The organism is Bartonella sp. DGB2 (assembly GCF_046843095.1).
Taxonomy (GTDB): Bacteria; Pseudomonadota; Alphaproteobacteria; order Rhizobiales; family Rhizobiaceae; genus Bartonella.
In genome coordinates this window covers 478,698-492,791 of record NZ_CP177329.1, presented here as the reverse complement: position 1 = coordinate 492,791, position 14,094 = coordinate 478,698, and the positions used below count along the sequence as shown (strand labels likewise).

Here is a 14,094-nt window from a genome sequence, read left to right as displayed (position 1 = left end):
TTTTCCATTTCTCATATCAAAGAATATCCCTTAAGAAACTTAATGTAGTTTTTCTTCTCTTTTACTTCTTCTCTAAGTTGCGTTCTATCTATCTCGAACATCCGTAGCATAAATGACATGTCGGATATTTTATTAGAATTTTCCTTAATAACGCTGTCCTTTTCCTTAATAACGCTGTCTTTTTCCTTAATGATTTTCCTTAGCTCTAGTATGGCCTCTTGCTTTTCATCTTCAGGCTTTTTTAGGTCGTTAATAGACTTTTTTAAGTCCTCAATAGTCCTATTCTGATCAGAAATAGCTTTACTTTGATAAAGGATAACCCCTTTATTCTCTCTATTGATACGTCTATACTTTTCTAAATCAAGCGGATTGCCATACACGCGGTAAAACCAAACTGCAAAGCCTATGAAAATGATGTTTACAGCCAAAGAGGCTAGCGCAATGATGATATCCATTTCACATATCCCTAATGCATCTTAGTAATACGGCTTTTTTCATCGTTCTTTCCTTTCAACTACTGAGAGTTTCTCGGTTGTTGCGTCATGCATTGCGATGTACATGCTGAGTTGTCTATAGACGTTTCGGGGGGGAATTTGACCATAAAAAAAAAGCAAATTATACAAATACAAGCAGGGAGAATGCCAAAATATCGGCGCTTTTGTATGAAATATATTATTCCAGCTATCATACAAATGAGACTGGTTATTAAAAATATTACCATTGCAATTTCAAAAGCTATCATATTAATTCCCTACTCTATTTTTGTCTGTTCGCTTGGATTTGTTACATATTGCGCTGTACAACAGCATGTTTTTGTAGGTTGAGTGGTAACAAAAACTGATGTAACTATGTAAGAAAGAGCCCAGAGGGAAATGATGAACCACCCAAGGCGTGGAAATAAATCCGTAAGAAAATCAAACCCAAACCATACATAAAATAAACAAGCTGCTATAAAAATTGTTAAAGCAATAGTAAATGTTGCCGGAGTAGTAACAATATCCATTTCCTTAATATCCCCGTTCTTCTTAATGCATCTTTGCGTGTTCTTCTGATGAACTATCTTCATCGCTTACGATTTGGTCATTGTCTTCAACGCTAATGCCAATACGGACAAGGTGGACATTAGGTTGTTCGCCTTTCAGAAAACCGCTAAGGTTTTTGATCATGTACTCTTGCTTGTTTAGGGCGTTTTCTGCTTCAACTAGCGTACTGGTAAGCTCTTCTATGGTTTCTTTTTGTTGGGCTATTATGCGCTTATCGAGGCGGTGAGCGTAGTAACCGCTAGCCATGGAAATTAGATAGACTGCTGATACGACGGCGAAAATGAGTCCTAGTAGCATGGTTGTATTCCTTTAGGCTTAGCCGCCTTTAGCGCATTCATTGATTACGGATGATCGTTGCGAGAAGGTTTTGTATGGAGTTTAGCTGGTCTATAATATTTTGCATTTGTTCGTAGGTGGGTTCTTTAGGTTCTTCTGTTGTTGTCATGATCATATTCCTTATGGTCTTCATCTGTTGATATGGTGTGCTCTTTATGTATGCACGCTATAGTTGTTATGATTGCCACCCGCGCCCACTCGGGGGTTTGACTGGGCGCGGGCGGCGTCCTGCGGTAGGTCGGACGTACCGCAAGAGGGGGAAGCATCATTCTTTGTACTTTTGTTAGCTATAGGGGAACTTTTCCCGCTATAGTTGCTTTTTGGTGATACTTGATTAGAAACGCTACCGCGTGTAATGGTAGAATATTGCTTCATGAAAGCACGAATGCGCATTTCGGTTTCAGGCCAAACGCGACCGCCTTTTCGTAAGCGTGCCACCACTTCAGAATTTCCCACAGCTTTTTTACCTAGATAGGCGGATCCCATGCCAGTATCCTGTAAGAACTTTTCTATATCCTTCAAAACGGGGTGATATTGATGTGTCATAGAGGTGATTATATCCTCTTTAGAGGATTATTCAAGTGTTTTTTTTAAAAAAGACGTGTAATTTATCAAAAAAGCGCCATATAATAGTTTTACCATGGATATAGACGGATGGCGGGAACGCCTAATAAAAAGCCTAGAAAATAGCGGTCGTTCTATGCGATCTGTGTCCCTTGCTGCGGGCAAGGGGCCTGGTTATATTCATTCGATTTTGTCAGAAGGCAAAGAGCCTACAATCGACTCTTTGTCGCGGGTATGCCAAGAAATTAATGTAAGCTTGTCTTACATAATCTATGGCTATAATATTACTTCAGAACAGGAAGAGTTTATTACCCTTTTTTCAAAGGCATCTCCTCCAGAGCGGAAAGCGATTTTAATGCTTTTGCGTTCGCGAACTCCTGAAGCAGATTTATCACAGATTGACGCTCCTTAGCGGGCAAACTGCTCCATAGTTTTATAATCTCTAAATCTGTTATTTCTTTTTGCTTATCCACCGATTAGTTCCTTCCCATAGATGTAAGATAATTATTTTAGCTTGCTTTGTAGCTAGAACAAAAAAAGAACAATACCATTTTTATATACCTACTACAGGGTCTTAACTAAGCTACTTACTTGGAAACAGATTTCCTCGTCTAAGCGCCTTGAAGTATTCACCATAACCGATGCATTCGCATAATAAAGCTAAATATTTTATCTTTTTTAAAGGATATGTGCTTGACATATCCGCTAAAGAGGATATTATTATACCCCATAGACACAAACCTAACAACCACGAAGAAGCACTCGCTGATCTGGTTAGTTAAAGGGATATGGAGGTTGAAATGCATAGGGAAGCACCGTTTTTTGTAACGAGTGATGAGATCTTATTGCTCACCTATTCTGACGGGGAACATGTAGGTAAAAGCGGGCCATTTTTAGATGAAGGCGATATCTTAGACATGCTTTCGGCTATGGATGGCGTAGAGAAAGTACTTTGCATTAATCCAAAAACGCAAAGCCTTGTCGACATAAGCGAACAGGTCGCCGCCCTCTATTTAAAAACATTCAACCTAGTGCCTGATGACGATATAGCCCACCCCTTGGTAAGCAATAGCCAAGCCTATGCCGACCTTATGGCTGAGTGGGAAGAACAAGCCTTTAATGATGCTTATTACGGCACCTATGCACAACAGCACCGCTTAAGTGCGGCTGATGCTTTGTGAGGCGTCATGAAAGAAACCCTAATCTATATCACTGAATGCCTAGGCTTTATGACTTTAATCGCGGCCGTATTGTTTATCTGGGTCATTACTTAATCATAGTGCAAGGAATATATCATGACTGACTTAAGCCCAAAATACCGCCTACTGAAAGATGAGGGCATCATCGTAAACGGCCATAAACTCTATCGCATTCAAGCCTTACGCGACTTTGGCGATGTGGAAGCAGGTGATTTAGGCGGCTTTATTGAGAGCGAAGATAACCTAAGCCATGAAGGCGATTGTTGGGTAGCAGATAACGCGTGTGTTTTTGAATATGCGCGGGTTCGTGATGATGCAATCGTTTCGGGCAATGCGAAGATTTCAGGTTATGCAACAATAGACGGCGATACGCACGTTTCCGGCAATACAGTTCTCACACATGACTACATAAAAGAGAAATACCAACTTACGAACGAAACAAGAGAAATCGACGGCCGTACCCTCTACCGTATCCAAGCCTTACGCGACTTTAGAGGTATTAAAGCTGGCGATTTAGGAGGCTTTATTGAAACCGAAGCCAACCTAGACCATGAAGACGATTGTTGGGTTGGAGGCAATGCATGTGCTTTTGGTGAAGCACGTATTACACACAATGCTTATGTTTCAGGTAACGCGAGGGTGTTTGATAATGCGTTTGTTGGTGTCAATGCGTCGATTTGGGAGAATGCACAGGTTTTTGAAAACGCAGAAATTTACGGTGGCGCGAGGATTTCAGGCCATGCGAAAGTTTCAGGCTATGCAAAGATTTATGACCACGCACGTATTGAAGGCAATGCGCAGATTTCAGGTAAGGCGCGGGTCATGGGTAATGCGCAGGTTTCAGGCGGTGCGCATATTGATGGTGACAGGGTAATAGACGGCGACACAGTCATCACAGGGGAATAGGCATGGAAAAGAAATATGAACTGACTCAAGAAACAAAAGAAATCGACGGCCGCACCCTCTACCGTATCAAAGCCTTACGCGACTTTGGTGATATCAAAGCGGGTGATTTAGGCGGTTTTGTTGAGAACGAATACCGCCTAAGCCATGATGGTACCTGCTGGGTCGGGGGTGATGCATGTGTTTTTGATAATGCATATGTTTTTGATGATGCGCGGGTCTCAGATGATGCGTGTCTTGATTGGAATGCGCAAATTTTAGGTGATGCGCACATTTCAGGCAATGCGGAAGTTGGTGGCAATGCAATTGTTTATGACAATGCGCAAGTTTTTGGCAACGCAAAGATTTATTGCAATGCAAAAGTTTTTGGCAACGCAAAGATTTATGACCACGCAAAAATTGCTGAAGGGGCGCAGATTTTTGGCAATGCAGAGGTTTATGGCGATGCACAAATTGAACGCAACGCACGTATCGAAGGTAAAGCAGTAATAGACAGCGATACGCACGTTTCCGGCGGTACAGTCCTCACACATGGCTACATACAAGAGAAATACCAATTCACTAACGAGATCAAAGAGATAGACGGCCATACCCTCTATCGTATCCAAGCCCTACGCGACTTTGACGATGTGAAAGCGGGTGACTTGGGCGGCTTTATTGAGAGTGAACAGAACCTAGACCATGAAGGCGATTGTTGGGTCGCTGACAATGCACAGGTTTTTGACTATGCGCGGGTTTGTGATGATGCATTGGTTAGTGGCTATGCGCAGGTTTCAGGCCATGCGCTTGTTGAAGGTAATGGAGTAATAGGCGGCGATATCCACGTTTCTGGTAACACAGTCATTACAGGGGAATAGGCATGGAAAAGAAATATGAACTGACTCAAGAAACAAGAGAAGTAAACGAACGTACCCTCTACCGTATCAGAGCCTTACGTGACTTTGGTAATGTCAAAGCAGGCGATAAAGGCGGCTTTGTAGAAAACGAAAGAAACCTAAGCCATAGGGGCGACTGTTGGGTTAATGATAATGCATGTGTTTATGACGATGCAAAGGTCATAGACAATGCTTATGTTTCGGGTAACGCGAGGGTTTGTGGTGATGCAACGATTGCTGACGATGCACGTGTTACAGAAAATGCCCGTGTTGAGGAGTATGCACGTGTTGAAGGTGACACGTGTGTTAGAGGAAAAGCACGTGTTGAAGGTAACGCGGTCATTACACATAGCGCTCTGGTCGAAGGGAGCGCGCTTGTTGGAAACAGAGCATGTATCGAAGGCGGCGCGCGGATTTCAGAAAGTGCTCATATTGGAGGTAACACGCTTGTTAGAGGTTGCGTAGAACTAGGCGGCTACACAGAAATCGACAGTGGAATTTTAGACCAAGCCTCCTAATCAAAAAACTTAATCAGTACACAACGGGCTTATGCCTAAAGCATGGCTAAGGGCTCTTTGTGTCTAACGATAAGGACTAAACTAATAATGGAAAAGAAAATACGAACTGACTCAAGAAACAAAAGAAATCGACGGCCGCACCCTCTACCGTATCAAAGCCCTACGCAATTTTGGCGATGTGGAAGCTGGAGACTTGGGCGGCTTTGTTGAGAGCGAATACCACCTAAGCCATAATGGCACCTGCTGGATCGGTGGTGATGCATGTGTTTTTGATACTGCATGTGTTCTTAGCAATGCGGAGGTTTCAGATGATGCGCAGGTTTTTGGCGATGCGGAGGTTTCAGATGATGCGCAGGTTTTTGGCGATGCGAAGATTTTTGGCGATGCGCGCATTTCAGGCAACGCGAAAGTTTCAGGCCATGCGCAGATTTCAGACAATGCAAAAGTTTGGGGCAATGCACGTGTTGGCGGCAATGCGAAGATTTCAGGCAACGCGCATATTGCCGCCTCCATAACAATTGCAGGCAATGATTGTATCAACGGCTATACCCGTATCACGACTACCTCCACCACCCCAGCTTAGGAGAAACCACTAATGACCCAACTTGTTCAATCCCCCCTTGCTCTTATGGCAAGCAACTATGGCTTCTCAGAAGAGGCCTTTCGCCAAACCATTATGAAAACTTGCATGACAGGCAATATAGCGGCAGAAGAATTCGCCGCCTTTATTTCCGTTGCCAATACCTACGGCCTTAATCCTCTAACAAAAGAGATTTACGCGTTCCCAAAACGTGGTGGCGGTATCACACCCATTGTGTCCATTGATGGCTGGATTAAAATCATAAAATCTAATCCAGCCTTTGATGGCATGACCTTTAAAGATCATTTCGACCAAGCAGGCAATCTCATATCCATTACCTGCTCAATACGGCTCAAAAGCATTAAAGACCCAATAGAGGTCACGGAATATCTAAAAGAATGTCAACAGCAAACCGACCCATGGCGTAAATGGCCTGCCCGTATGCTACGCCATAAGGCGACTATCCAATGTGCCCGTTATGCCTTTGGCTTCTCTGGTATCTATGATGAAGACGAAGCAACACGCTTAAATGCCCCCGTATCAGAAAGCCAAGAAGTCTTTGCCGATGCAGAAACGCTTGCCGTGGTGCAACAGCTGATCTTGGATACAGAAACAGACGAGGCAAAAGCCCTAGCATCGGTTCATGCATCAAGCTTTGAAAGCCTATCGCAAAGCCAAGCGCAAACGCTTTTGCAACTGCTTAAAAAGAAACAAGCTTTGCACAGTTCACAAGCGCAAACCCTTTCTGTTGCTTAGAGGTTCATATGGAACAAAGAACTGCCGCATGGTTTGATGCCCGCCTTGGCAAAGTAACTGCCTCTAAGGTGTATTGCGTTGTCAATAGAACAGCAAAAGGCCTGCCAAGCGCGGACTATGAGGATTATAAGATCCAGCTATTGACCGAGCGGCTTACCGGCAAGGCGATAGAGACCTATGTAACGGCGGCCATGCAATGGGGCATTGATCATGAGTATGATGCCTTGGAAGACTATAGCTTTATGACGGGGCATGAGGTTAGTGCTTGTGGCTTTATTCCCCACCCTAGTATTGCCATGGCGGGGGCAAGCCCAGATGGCTTGGTAGGTGATGATGGTCTGATAGAGATCAAATGCCCCCATTCCACCACTCATGCCCGCTTTTTAATTGATGGGATTATTAAGCCCAAATGGCAAGCCCAGATGCAGTTTCAACTGGCGTGCACGGGGCGGCAATGGGTGGATTTTATTAGTTTTGACCCACGCTTTAGCGAAAGGAATGCAAGCTTAAGGAGTGAGATCAAGCGCCTATGGCGTGATGAGGCACGCATTCAAGAGATAGAAGCATGTGTGCATGCCTTCCTTGAAGAGGTGCAGGCTCTTGAGGATAAGCTTACCGCCAAATCCAGCGCGATAGGATGATAAGAGAAGATTTACAGCTAATGGAGCAAGATATATGGGACACCGACCTCCTACCATAACCCAACCAGCTATCGCCCGCGCTTTGCGTGAAGCCAAGAAGCTAGGCTGTGACCGTATAGCCATCAAACCAGATGGCGAGGTTATTATCTATCTCAACGAGAGCGCAGAAGAAACAGAGCTAACCACTCAAAGCTCTATTACCACACAGGCAAGTTCTGATGCTTTTTACGATAAATACGATATCTGTTTGTGAGTGTTATGCCTAAGCCGCGTCCACCCCATTTAGTGAGAGAACACAGCCGTCATGGGAAAGTGCTTTGGTATGTTCGTATCAATAAAGGCCAGCGCATTAGAGTAGAAGGCACATATGGTACACAAGAATTCGTGGATAACTATAAAAGCGCTATTGCCCAATTACAGGGGCAAACGCCAATAACGATTAAAGGCAAGCGCAATGCAGAAGGCTCTTTCTCATGGCTTTTAAATAAATATTACAAAAGCATGGAGTGGCATAAATTAGCCTCTCCTACCAAAAGGCAACGTGAGCTTATCTTAGAGAAAGCCGAGAAAGACATGGGGCATGTGCCTTATAAAGCGCTTAAGCGTCAACACTTTATGACGCGGTGGAGCGGCGCAAAGAGACTCCTGCGGCGGCTAGAGAATTTTTGAAAGCGTTTAGAGGCGTATTTAAATGGGCGCTTGAGCAGGACTTACTTATAGATAATCCAACGCTTGGCGTTAAGGCTCCTATACTTACCAATAAGAAAGGCTTTGCCGTATGGTTAGAAGACGACATAGACAAATACTACCGACGCTGGCCACTGGGTACGCATGAACGGGTATGGATTGATGTGTTGCTGTATACTGGCCTGCGCCGTGGCGACGCGGTGCGGATTGGTTGGAAAGATGTCACCGATGGCGTCATTCACTTAAAGACGGAAAAGAGCCAGTTTCAAACAGATGTGTTCTTACTTATTTTACCCGAGCTAGAAGCTACCATTAAAGCGGGACCAATAGGAGAAGAAACATTTATTTGCGGCAAAGGGGGTAGGGCGCTTGCCAAAGAAAGTTTTGGTAATTTGTTTCGGGAAGCATGTAACGAGGCGGGCATTAAAAAGTCCGCTCATGGCTTACGCAAATTAGCGGCGACTCGGGCGGCGAATTCGGGGGCAACGGTGGCTCAACTGAAAGCCATTTTTGGTTGGACTGATGACGAGATGGCATCGCTTTATACAAAGAGCGCTGATCGGCGGCGACTCGCTCTTGAGGCGATAGAAAAAATACAAAAAAGGTAAGGGGATGACATCAAAAAAACATAACAGAATCAAAGAGGCTAAAATTCCCGAACTTTGCTATAACCTATTGATTTTATTAATATATGGTACGCCCAAGGGACATAGTCAGATATATCGCTTCCGTCACGTATTCACGCGCTAGGACAAAAAAATCTGAAACTATGAGGCAACGCTGCATTTGTATGCAGCGTTGTTGTTAGGAATAAAATTCCATTGGGATAGTTCTGATTGGAAGCACCTACAGCTAATGGTGCAAGGGCTTATTTAGATTCTTTCGAAATGTTATATATAAATTTAATGTGCCGCCCCAAAATACACCATCAGTGAGCCCACTTAAAATACCAAAAAGAAGATTAAAACCAAAGGCATATTTCAAATCAGGTTCAACATTGAGAAAAACAATCAATGTGAATTTGATGACAAAAGCGATAAGAATAAATATCAGCGTCAACGGCGTACCAGGTCGAATAATTAAATCCGTTCCCTCTTTGATTCTTAAACGCGGCGTGGCGCTCCAGAGCGACCAGCCAATTGTAGCGCCGATCATCAGCCCCGCCAACATTGAAAGTACACCCCAGCGCGGGAATACTAGCTCGTTAATCACATCGCTTCCGCCCCAAAAAAGAAAGATTAACGGCAACAGAAAAAGGCGGTTAATCTCCATTTCCCTATCGTTCAATGCGACTATTCCCCTGGTAATGAGAAAAAAAAGTAAAATCCAGACCCATAAAGGAGTTCCACTCAGAATGTTAAATAATGACATATTATACTCCATAATGTTTGCTGCGATAAAAATATCGCATGATGTTGGGAAGACATTTAGAAAAAAGAACACCAGCACAAATTAAACCCATAGTGACCCGCAAAAGCTGGGGGGCCCATGCAATAAAAGCCACCAGAAGACCATTGGCAAAAAATATGATTACCCAAATCCATGTAATATATTTATTGATAAGATAAAATTGAATATGTTTGCGTTTCTCTTCAGAAACACCAGCACTGGCATAAATAATGGTAAAAGGTTTCTTTACTAGCAAGCTAATCAATGAAACCAGAGCAAGTGACAAATAGCAAAAAACCGTTGGGTAGTTTAGTAACAGTGTAGACCATCCAGCAAAATAATTAACTAACAGAACAACAACTGTCAGAATGTTCGTAATCATCACAGGTTCTCCCTGTCGGACAATTTTAATATTGACAGCAATAATGGACAATAAAATCATAGCTAAGATGAGAGTGCGTTCGACCAGAGTTAAAACATTTGCATTGATAACCCAAGAGTAAAGGCTCCACGGAATAAAAGAGAATATTATGTTTAACATGGCGCATCCTCTTTTTTATATTTAATAAAAAACTTACCGCAAGTGCTTCGTTTTTTAGTTTCCGTATGCATATAAAAAACGCCACCTGGTTCACACTCTAAATCCTGTTTAATGGTCAAACAATAGATATTTCCCGGATAAACAGCTTCAATGAACTTTACTTTTTTCAGTGTAACAGATGCGATATTTTTCGCTTTACCCTGCATAGCCAAAGCCAGAACCATCTCAATTAATAGTGAACCAGGACATACGGCGCGGGAAGGGAAATGTTCCTCAAAAAGCGGGTGATGCGCATTAAAAGTAAAAGTCCAAGAATCTCCGGTTAATGATAGTTAAATAGAAACGGGGGCACATCACGTCTGTAATAATAAAACCATTCATCATAATTTTTTTGTTAGAATATTGTTCACCGATGTGGCGATGCCAGACAAGTAACAGCATAATAATGACAGGGTCATCTAAAAATGTGATTTACCCAAGATATTATTTTCACCCTGAAATGTTTGAACGCTCAGAAGAAAAATCACACTAAAAATTGCTAAACTAGTAATTTCAAGCTTTTTTGGAGATGCCGGTCTGAAAAATAGTCGAGAGATCGCCACTGTAGCAATGGGATTAATACCAAGTATTAATATAGCGACTAGAGTTGGCTGGAGATAAGTAAGCGGATAAATCATCAGTCGCCAACTAGCAAAGGTACTGACGTTAATTCCAAAAACTGGACTCAGCATAGATTTTTCCAAGATGCACCGCCACAAAGGCCCTATATTGCGAATATTATAACCCAAGAAAATGAGATTGGCTAAAAAAATGTAAAAAAGCAGACGATAAAAGGACTTAAGCGCTGGCTAACTTCACTGGTTAGTAGCATAGAAAATACAGTGATAAAGCACCAACCACAGGCTGCTATGTACCCCAAATATTGGCGCATATATACCCCCTTACACTGAGTATTTAATTTTCTCTATCACTGCAATTATTGACAGATGATCACATTCGTCCAAGCAAAATATTGAGCATACGGCGCAACGGTTCCGCTGCCCCCCACAATAACTGATCTCCCACGGTAAACACAGAATAGATCTGTTCATCGTTGAGCAACATTTTCTTGTATCGACCAACACCAACCTGTAACGAACCACTAATAGCCGCTGGAGTCAATTTACTGACACTCTCTTCTTTGTTATTTGGTATATAATGCACCCAAGGGTGGGCGCTTTTTACCAGAGCGGAAAATTCTTCTTCGCTAATATCGCGTTTCAGTTTCATGGTAATGGCAGCGCTATGGCAGCGAAGAACACCTACCCGAATGCATAGTCCGTTAACTGGAATAGTTCCAGGCTGCAAACCAAGGATCTTGTTGGTTTCAGCTTCACCTTTCCATTCTTCACGGCTATTGCCATTACCCAAATCGCTATCAATCCAGGGAATGATACTACCCATTAACGGGACACCAAAAGCTTTGGTTGGCATGTCTGCGCTATTAATCAAAGCATTAACCTTTTTCACCAACGGCAATACAGAGCCTCTATCCGTTAATTCATCTTCGCTTAGATGTGTACCAATATAAGCACTTTGGGTAATTAATTCACGTACCTGCTGAGCACCAGCGCCGGAAGCCGATTGATATGTCATCACACTCATCCATTCAATCAGATCGGCCTTAAGCAATCCGGCTAACCCCATCAAGCTTAGCGTAATGGAACAATTGCCGCCGACGAATAATTTAATGCCATCATTAATCGCCTTGTCGATCTCTAAGCGATTAACAGGATCAAGAATAATGCAAGCATCTTTATCCATACGCAATGCAGAAGCTGCATCAATCCAGTAACCCTGCCAGCCGCTAGCTTTCAACGCTGGATAAATAGATTTTGTATAATCTCTGCCTTGGCACGTGATAATAATATCCATTTCCGCTAATGCCTCTATAGCCTTAGCGTCTTTCAGCTGATAGGTAATGCCATCAATGGTTGGCCCGTCAGCACCTGGATTAGATGTACTGTAAAAATGTGGGGCGATATCCTTAAAATCACTCTCCTCCACCATACGTTCTAACAAAACAGAACCTACCATACCCCGCCAGCCAACAAAACCTATTTGCATCATATACTTTACTCATCTTAAGTTTGAAATAATATTGAAAAATAGTACCCTTACATTGATTTCAAATGATATCAACGTCCATTATATAACACTTGAGATTATAAAAATTTCTTATCGCCAGCTTTAATTAATTATTAAAAAATACTAATAAATTTAATAAGCCATGCAGGTTGCGTCACATCCTGCCCGTTCAGATGGGCGCTTTGGCGCTTTTCGACCCTTTCTTACGCCAGCAGCTGCATCGCGCCTTCACCCTAAGGGCGATTCACCAATCGCGCATGATCGAATGTTTTAATAATATCTACCCGATCAAGGCTCAGGTTAAAGAGCAAATGCATGCCGCGCGCATTGAGCAAACGCTGTGCGATACCTTGGCTCAAGACATGAAAACAGGTAAACTAAATATTCTCACTAGTGCAGTTAGCGGCATCTTTAATGAGCTTTTCACAATATGCATCATTTTCTTTGGTGCGAGTGAGGTTTTACAAAACCAGATGACTTTAGGTCAACTTATCGCTTTTCATTTGCTTGCTGGCCATGTGGCTGGGCCTATTCTCAACCTCTCTTCACTATGGGAACAATGACAGCATCTAAAAATAGCGCGCCAACGCCTTGGTTATATTGTCAATAAGCGAACAGAATGGAAGGTAGAAAAGCCGCCGATTATTTGCAATGCACCGGCTAAACTCCATGCAGAAAACCTTTCTTCTGCCTATGACCAAGAAGCCCGTGCTAAATAATATCAACCTCTGTCTCGAGCCTGGAAAGCCGCATTTGCTCCTTGGTACATCGGGCTGCGGCAAATCGACATTAGCAAAACTGCTCTGCGGTTTATACCCGCCGGAATCAGGAAAAATTTTTCTCAATGAGCAGAATATACATGATTACGACTTGCGCAGCGTGCGGCAAACCATTGCCTATTTCTCGCAGACGCCGTGTCTATTTTCGGGGAAAATATATGACAATATGCTGCTGGTAAAGCCCGACGCTACAGAGGCCGAAATAGACCGCGCCATAAAGGTTAGTGGCCGCCTTGAGCTTATTGCCCAATTGCCTAATGGCATTTATACTGAAGTTGGCGAGCAGGGCGGGTTCTTGTCGAGGAGGCGGCGCCAACGCGTAGCTTTAGCGTGTTTATTTTTACTAGATCCACAAGTGCTTATATCGGATGAGCCAACTTCCTCACTTGATGAACAAGTCAGCGCCGAAATTACCAATTATTTAAGCGCTCTTGCTGAGCATAAAACAGTGTTTGTGATTACACACAATCCGGCTCTTTTTGGAGATAAAGCCAATATCCTCCACTTTCATGAATTGGAGGTAAAACAATGAGTAAAAATAATGCAACTTTGCGCCCACCTTCACCGACTTTGCATATGGTGATTTTAACGCTTGTTGGGCTCTTTCTATTCGTTGTTATTGGCAGTTTTGTTACTAAGACAGGAATTATTGCGCGCGGGCGCAGCAGTATTATCTCCAACTCACGGCTGCAGGTTGTTCAGCCAAAAAATGCTGGGCAAGTCGCGTAGATCCCCGTTAAAGAGGGCGAATTGGTCCACAAAGGGCATCTACCCGTTCAACTCAATACCAAAACAAGCCGAGTTATCAAAGCTGGATGATACTTATCACCTGACCCTTGAGCGTCTCAATGCGGCAAAAATTCTCTTCGATAAAAAAGTTATCAGCCAAACCTCCTATTTAGAGCGACTGCACGAACATAAAAACATTGAGCACGAAATTACTATTGAACGCAAGCATTTAGCTGAAAACAAAGCTGAACAGGAAACGCTTCAGCAGCAGGAGAAAAGTTTGCTCGCCGATGAGTATGCTCAATATCAACAAATGACCCATGACGCACAAAACGCTTTAACGAATTTAGAATCTCAATTGGCGAATAATCAATATCGTTTCGATAATTTCTCGTTACGCGCCCCTGTTGATGGCTATGTAAATTAA

The 14,094-nt window shown here is 43.0% G+C and carries 22 protein-coding genes and 1 pseudogene; 14 read left to right on the top strand and 9 right to left on the bottom strand.

Going from position 1 to position 14,094, the window contains the following annotated elements; all coding sequences use genetic code 11:
- Positions 1–11: 11 nt before the first annotated feature.
- The 4 genes from ACK28X_RS11740 to ACK28X_RS11725 all read right to left on the bottom strand — a co-directional run bounded on the left by ACK28X_RS11740 (position 12) and on the right by ACK28X_RS11725 (position 1,925).
- Positions 12–455 (bottom strand): hypothetical protein, encoded by a 444-nt coding sequence (locus tag ACK28X_RS11740; RefSeq protein ID WP_412057090.1) that lies wholly within the window; start codon positions 453–455, stop codon positions 12–14.
- A 296-nt stretch (positions 456–751) separates the two neighbouring features.
- Positions 752–1,066 (bottom strand): hypothetical protein, encoded by a 315-nt coding sequence (locus tag ACK28X_RS11735; protein WP_412057089.1) that lies wholly within the window; start codon positions 1,064–1,066, stop codon positions 752–754.
- Positions 1,026–1,289, bottom strand: coding sequence for a hypothetical protein (locus ACK28X_RS11730; RefSeq protein WP_412057088.1), 264 nt, complete (start codon positions 1,287–1,289; stop codon positions 1,026–1,028). The genes ACK28X_RS11735 and ACK28X_RS11730 overlap by 41 nt, the downstream gene beginning before the upstream one ends.
- 243 nt (positions 1,290–1,532) lie before the next feature.
- Positions 1,533–1,925, bottom strand: a complete 393-nt coding sequence (locus ACK28X_RS11725) for a hypothetical protein (protein WP_412058018.1) — start codon at positions 1,923–1,925, stop codon at positions 1,533–1,535.
- 94 nt (positions 1,926–2,019) lie between these two features.
- Between ACK28X_RS11725 and ACK28X_RS11720 the strand changes: the two genes are divergently transcribed.
- The 10 genes and pseudogenes from ACK28X_RS11720 (at position 2,020) to ACK28X_RS11675 (ending at position 8,710) form a co-directional block, all read left to right on the top strand.
- Positions 2,020–2,355, top strand: coding sequence for a helix-turn-helix domain-containing protein (locus ACK28X_RS11720; protein ID WP_412058017.1), 336 nt, complete (start codon positions 2,020–2,022; stop codon positions 2,353–2,355).
- Positions 2,356–2,743: 388 nt separating this feature from the next.
- A complete protein-coding gene (locus ACK28X_RS11715; protein WP_412058016.1) occupies positions 2,744–3,124 on the top strand; it encodes a hypothetical protein in 381 nt (126 codons plus the stop codon).
- A 114-nt stretch (positions 3,125–3,238) separates the two neighbouring features.
- Entirely contained in the window at positions 3,239–4,048 is an 810-nt protein-coding gene (locus ACK28X_RS11710; protein ID WP_412058015.1) for a hypothetical protein, read from the top strand.
- A gap of 2 nt (positions 4,049–4,050) precedes the next feature.
- The gene (locus ACK28X_RS11705) at positions 4,051–4,902 is read left to right on the top strand and encodes a hypothetical protein (protein WP_412059102.1); all 852 of its coding nucleotides are present in this window, start codon (positions 4,051–4,053) and stop codon (positions 4,900–4,902) included.
- 2 nt (positions 4,903–4,904) lie between these two features.
- On the top strand, positions 4,905–5,438 hold the full coding sequence (locus ACK28X_RS11700) for a hypothetical protein (protein WP_412059101.1): 534 nt from the start codon (positions 4,905–4,907) through the stop codon (positions 5,436–5,438).
- 178 nt (positions 5,439–5,616) lie between these two features.
- Positions 5,617–6,021 (top strand): hypothetical protein, encoded by a 405-nt coding sequence (locus ACK28X_RS11695; RefSeq protein ID WP_412059100.1) that lies wholly within the window; start codon positions 5,617–5,619, stop codon positions 6,019–6,021.
- Positions 6,022–6,033: 12 nt separating this feature from the next.
- Positions 6,034–6,774, top strand: a complete 741-nt coding sequence (gene bet, locus ACK28X_RS11690; RefSeq protein ID WP_412057340.1) for a phage recombination protein Bet — start codon at positions 6,034–6,036, stop codon at positions 6,772–6,774.
- Positions 6,775–6,782: 8 nt separating this feature from the next.
- Positions 6,783–7,415, top strand: coding sequence for a lambda exonuclease family protein (locus ACK28X_RS11685; RefSeq protein WP_412058010.1), 633 nt, complete (start codon positions 6,783–6,785; stop codon positions 7,413–7,415).
- A 34-nt stretch (positions 7,416–7,449) separates the two neighbouring features.
- On the top strand, positions 7,450–7,668 hold the full coding sequence (locus ACK28X_RS11680; protein WP_412057949.1) for a hypothetical protein: 219 nt from the start codon (positions 7,450–7,452) through the stop codon (positions 7,666–7,668).
- Positions 7,669–7,673: 5 nt separating this feature from the next.
- Positions 7,674–8,710: pseudogene (locus ACK28X_RS11675) on the top strand (tyrosine-type recombinase/integrase).
- 244 nt (positions 8,711–8,954) lie between these two features.
- Here ACK28X_RS11675 and ACK28X_RS11670 read toward each other — a convergent pair.
- The 5 genes from ACK28X_RS11670 to asd all read right to left on the bottom strand — a co-directional run bounded on the left by ACK28X_RS11670 (position 8,955) and on the right by asd (position 12,141).
- Positions 8,955–9,473 carry a DUF6622 family protein gene (locus ACK28X_RS11670; RefSeq protein ID WP_412059099.1) on the bottom strand — a complete coding sequence of 173 codons (519 nt, stop codon included), beginning with the start codon at positions 9,471–9,473 and terminating at the stop codon, positions 8,955–8,957.
- Between the two features lies 1 nt (position 9,474).
- Positions 9,475–10,032 carry a hypothetical protein gene (locus ACK28X_RS11665; protein WP_412059098.1) on the bottom strand — a complete coding sequence of 186 codons (558 nt, stop codon included), beginning with the start codon at positions 10,030–10,032 and terminating at the stop codon, positions 9,475–9,477.
- Complete coding sequence (locus ACK28X_RS11660) at positions 10,026–10,238, bottom strand: hypothetical protein (RefSeq protein ID WP_412059097.1); 213 nt, start codon at positions 10,236–10,238, stop codon at positions 10,026–10,028. Before ACK28X_RS11660 ends, ACK28X_RS11665 begins: the two co-directional genes overlap by 7 nt.
- 252 nt (positions 10,239–10,490) lie before the next feature.
- Entirely contained in the window at positions 10,491–10,775 is a 285-nt protein-coding gene (locus ACK28X_RS11655; RefSeq protein WP_412059096.1) for a hypothetical protein, read from the bottom strand.
- 247 nt (positions 10,776–11,022) lie between these two features.
- Positions 11,023–12,141, bottom strand: coding sequence for an aspartate-semialdehyde dehydrogenase (gene asd / locus ACK28X_RS11650; RefSeq protein ID WP_412059095.1), 1,119 nt, complete (start codon positions 12,139–12,141; stop codon positions 11,023–11,025).
- Positions 12,142–12,308: 167 nt separating this feature from the next.
- On the opposite strand from asd, the gene ACK28X_RS11645 reads away from it, so the two are divergent.
- The 4 genes from ACK28X_RS11645 to ACK28X_RS11630 all read left to right on the top strand — a co-directional run bounded on the left by ACK28X_RS11645 (position 12,309) and on the right by ACK28X_RS11630 (position 14,094).
- Positions 12,309–12,722: an ABC transporter transmembrane domain-containing protein gene (locus ACK28X_RS11645; protein WP_412059094.1), complete on the top strand. Its 414-nt coding sequence runs from the start codon at positions 12,309–12,311 to the stop codon at positions 12,720–12,722.
- 106 nt (positions 12,723–12,828) lie between these two features.
- Positions 12,829–13,470, top strand: coding sequence for an ATP-binding cassette domain-containing protein (locus ACK28X_RS11640; RefSeq protein ID WP_412059093.1), 642 nt, complete (start codon positions 12,829–12,831; stop codon positions 13,468–13,470).
- Positions 13,467–13,667 (top strand): hypothetical protein, encoded by a 201-nt coding sequence (locus tag ACK28X_RS11635; protein WP_412059092.1) that lies wholly within the window; start codon positions 13,467–13,469, stop codon positions 13,665–13,667. The genes ACK28X_RS11640 and ACK28X_RS11635 overlap by 4 nt, the downstream gene beginning before the upstream one ends.
- The gene (locus tag ACK28X_RS11630) at positions 13,648–14,094 is read left to right on the top strand and encodes a hypothetical protein (RefSeq protein ID WP_412059091.1); all 447 of its coding nucleotides are present in this window, start codon (positions 13,648–13,650) and stop codon (positions 14,092–14,094) included. The genes ACK28X_RS11635 and ACK28X_RS11630 overlap by 20 nt, the downstream gene beginning before the upstream one ends.

Excerpts from the sequence above, each read along its gene's own strand:
- ACK28X_RS11710 (WP_412058015.1), top strand. The coding sequence starts at position 3,239 with ATGACTGACTTAAGCCCAAAATACCGCCTACTGAAAGATGAGGGCATC.
- ACK28X_RS11680 (WP_412057949.1), top strand. The coding sequence starts at position 7,450 with ATGGGACACCGACCTCCTACCATAACCCAACCAGCTATCGCCCGCGCT.
- ACK28X_RS11730 (WP_412057088.1), bottom strand. The coding sequence starts at position 1,289 with ATGGCTAGCGGTTACTACGCTCACCGCCTCGATAAGCGCATAATAGCC.
- ACK28X_RS11660 (WP_412059097.1), bottom strand. The coding sequence starts at position 10,238 with ATGCAGGGTAAAGCGAAAAATATCGCATCTGTTACACTGAAAAAAGTA.
- ACK28X_RS11670 (WP_412059099.1), bottom strand. The coding sequence starts at position 9,473 with ATGTCATTATTTAACATTCTGAGTGGAACTCCTTTATGGGTCTGGATT.
- ACK28X_RS11635 (WP_412059092.1), top strand. The coding sequence starts at position 13,467 with ATGAGTAAAAATAATGCAACTTTGCGCCCACCTTCACCGACTTTGCAT.
- ACK28X_RS11700 (WP_412059101.1), top strand. The coding sequence starts at position 4,905 with ATGGAAAAGAAATATGAACTGACTCAAGAAACAAGAGAAGTAAACGAA.
- ACK28X_RS11735 (WP_412057089.1), bottom strand. The coding sequence starts at position 1,066 with ATGAAGATAGTTCATCAGAAGAACACGCAAAGATGCATTAAGAAGAAC.
- ACK28X_RS11685 (WP_412058010.1), top strand. The coding sequence starts at position 6,783 with ATGGAACAAAGAACTGCCGCATGGTTTGATGCCCGCCTTGGCAAAGTA.
- ACK28X_RS11705 (WP_412059102.1), top strand. The coding sequence starts at position 4,051 with ATGGAAAAGAAATATGAACTGACTCAAGAAACAAAAGAAATCGACGGC.
- ACK28X_RS11640 (WP_412059093.1), top strand. The coding sequence starts at position 12,829 with ATGCAGAAAACCTTTCTTCTGCCTATGACCAAGAAGCCCGTGCTAAAT.
- ACK28X_RS11715 (WP_412058016.1), top strand. The coding sequence starts at position 2,744 with ATGCATAGGGAAGCACCGTTTTTTGTAACGAGTGATGAGATCTTATTG.
- ACK28X_RS11665 (WP_412059098.1), bottom strand. The coding sequence starts at position 10,032 with ATGTTAAACATAATATTCTCTTTTATTCCGTGGAGCCTTTACTCTTGG.
- bet (WP_412057340.1), top strand. The coding sequence starts at position 6,034 with ATGACCCAACTTGTTCAATCCCCCCTTGCTCTTATGGCAAGCAACTAT.
- ACK28X_RS11720 (WP_412058017.1), top strand. The coding sequence starts at position 2,020 with ATGGATATAGACGGATGGCGGGAACGCCTAATAAAAAGCCTAGAAAAT.
- ACK28X_RS11630 (WP_412059091.1), top strand. The coding sequence starts at position 13,648 with ATGCTGGGCAAGTCGCGTAGATCCCCGTTAAAGAGGGCGAATTGGTCC.
- ACK28X_RS11740 (WP_412057090.1), bottom strand. The coding sequence starts at position 455 with ATGGATATCATCATTGCGCTAGCCTCTTTGGCTGTAAACATCATTTTC.
- ACK28X_RS11725 (WP_412058018.1), bottom strand. The coding sequence starts at position 1,925 with ATGACACATCAATATCACCCCGTTTTGAAGGATATAGAAAAGTTCTTA.
- asd (WP_412059095.1), bottom strand. The coding sequence starts at position 12,141 with ATGATGCAAATAGGTTTTGTTGGCTGGCGGGGTATGGTAGGTTCTGTT.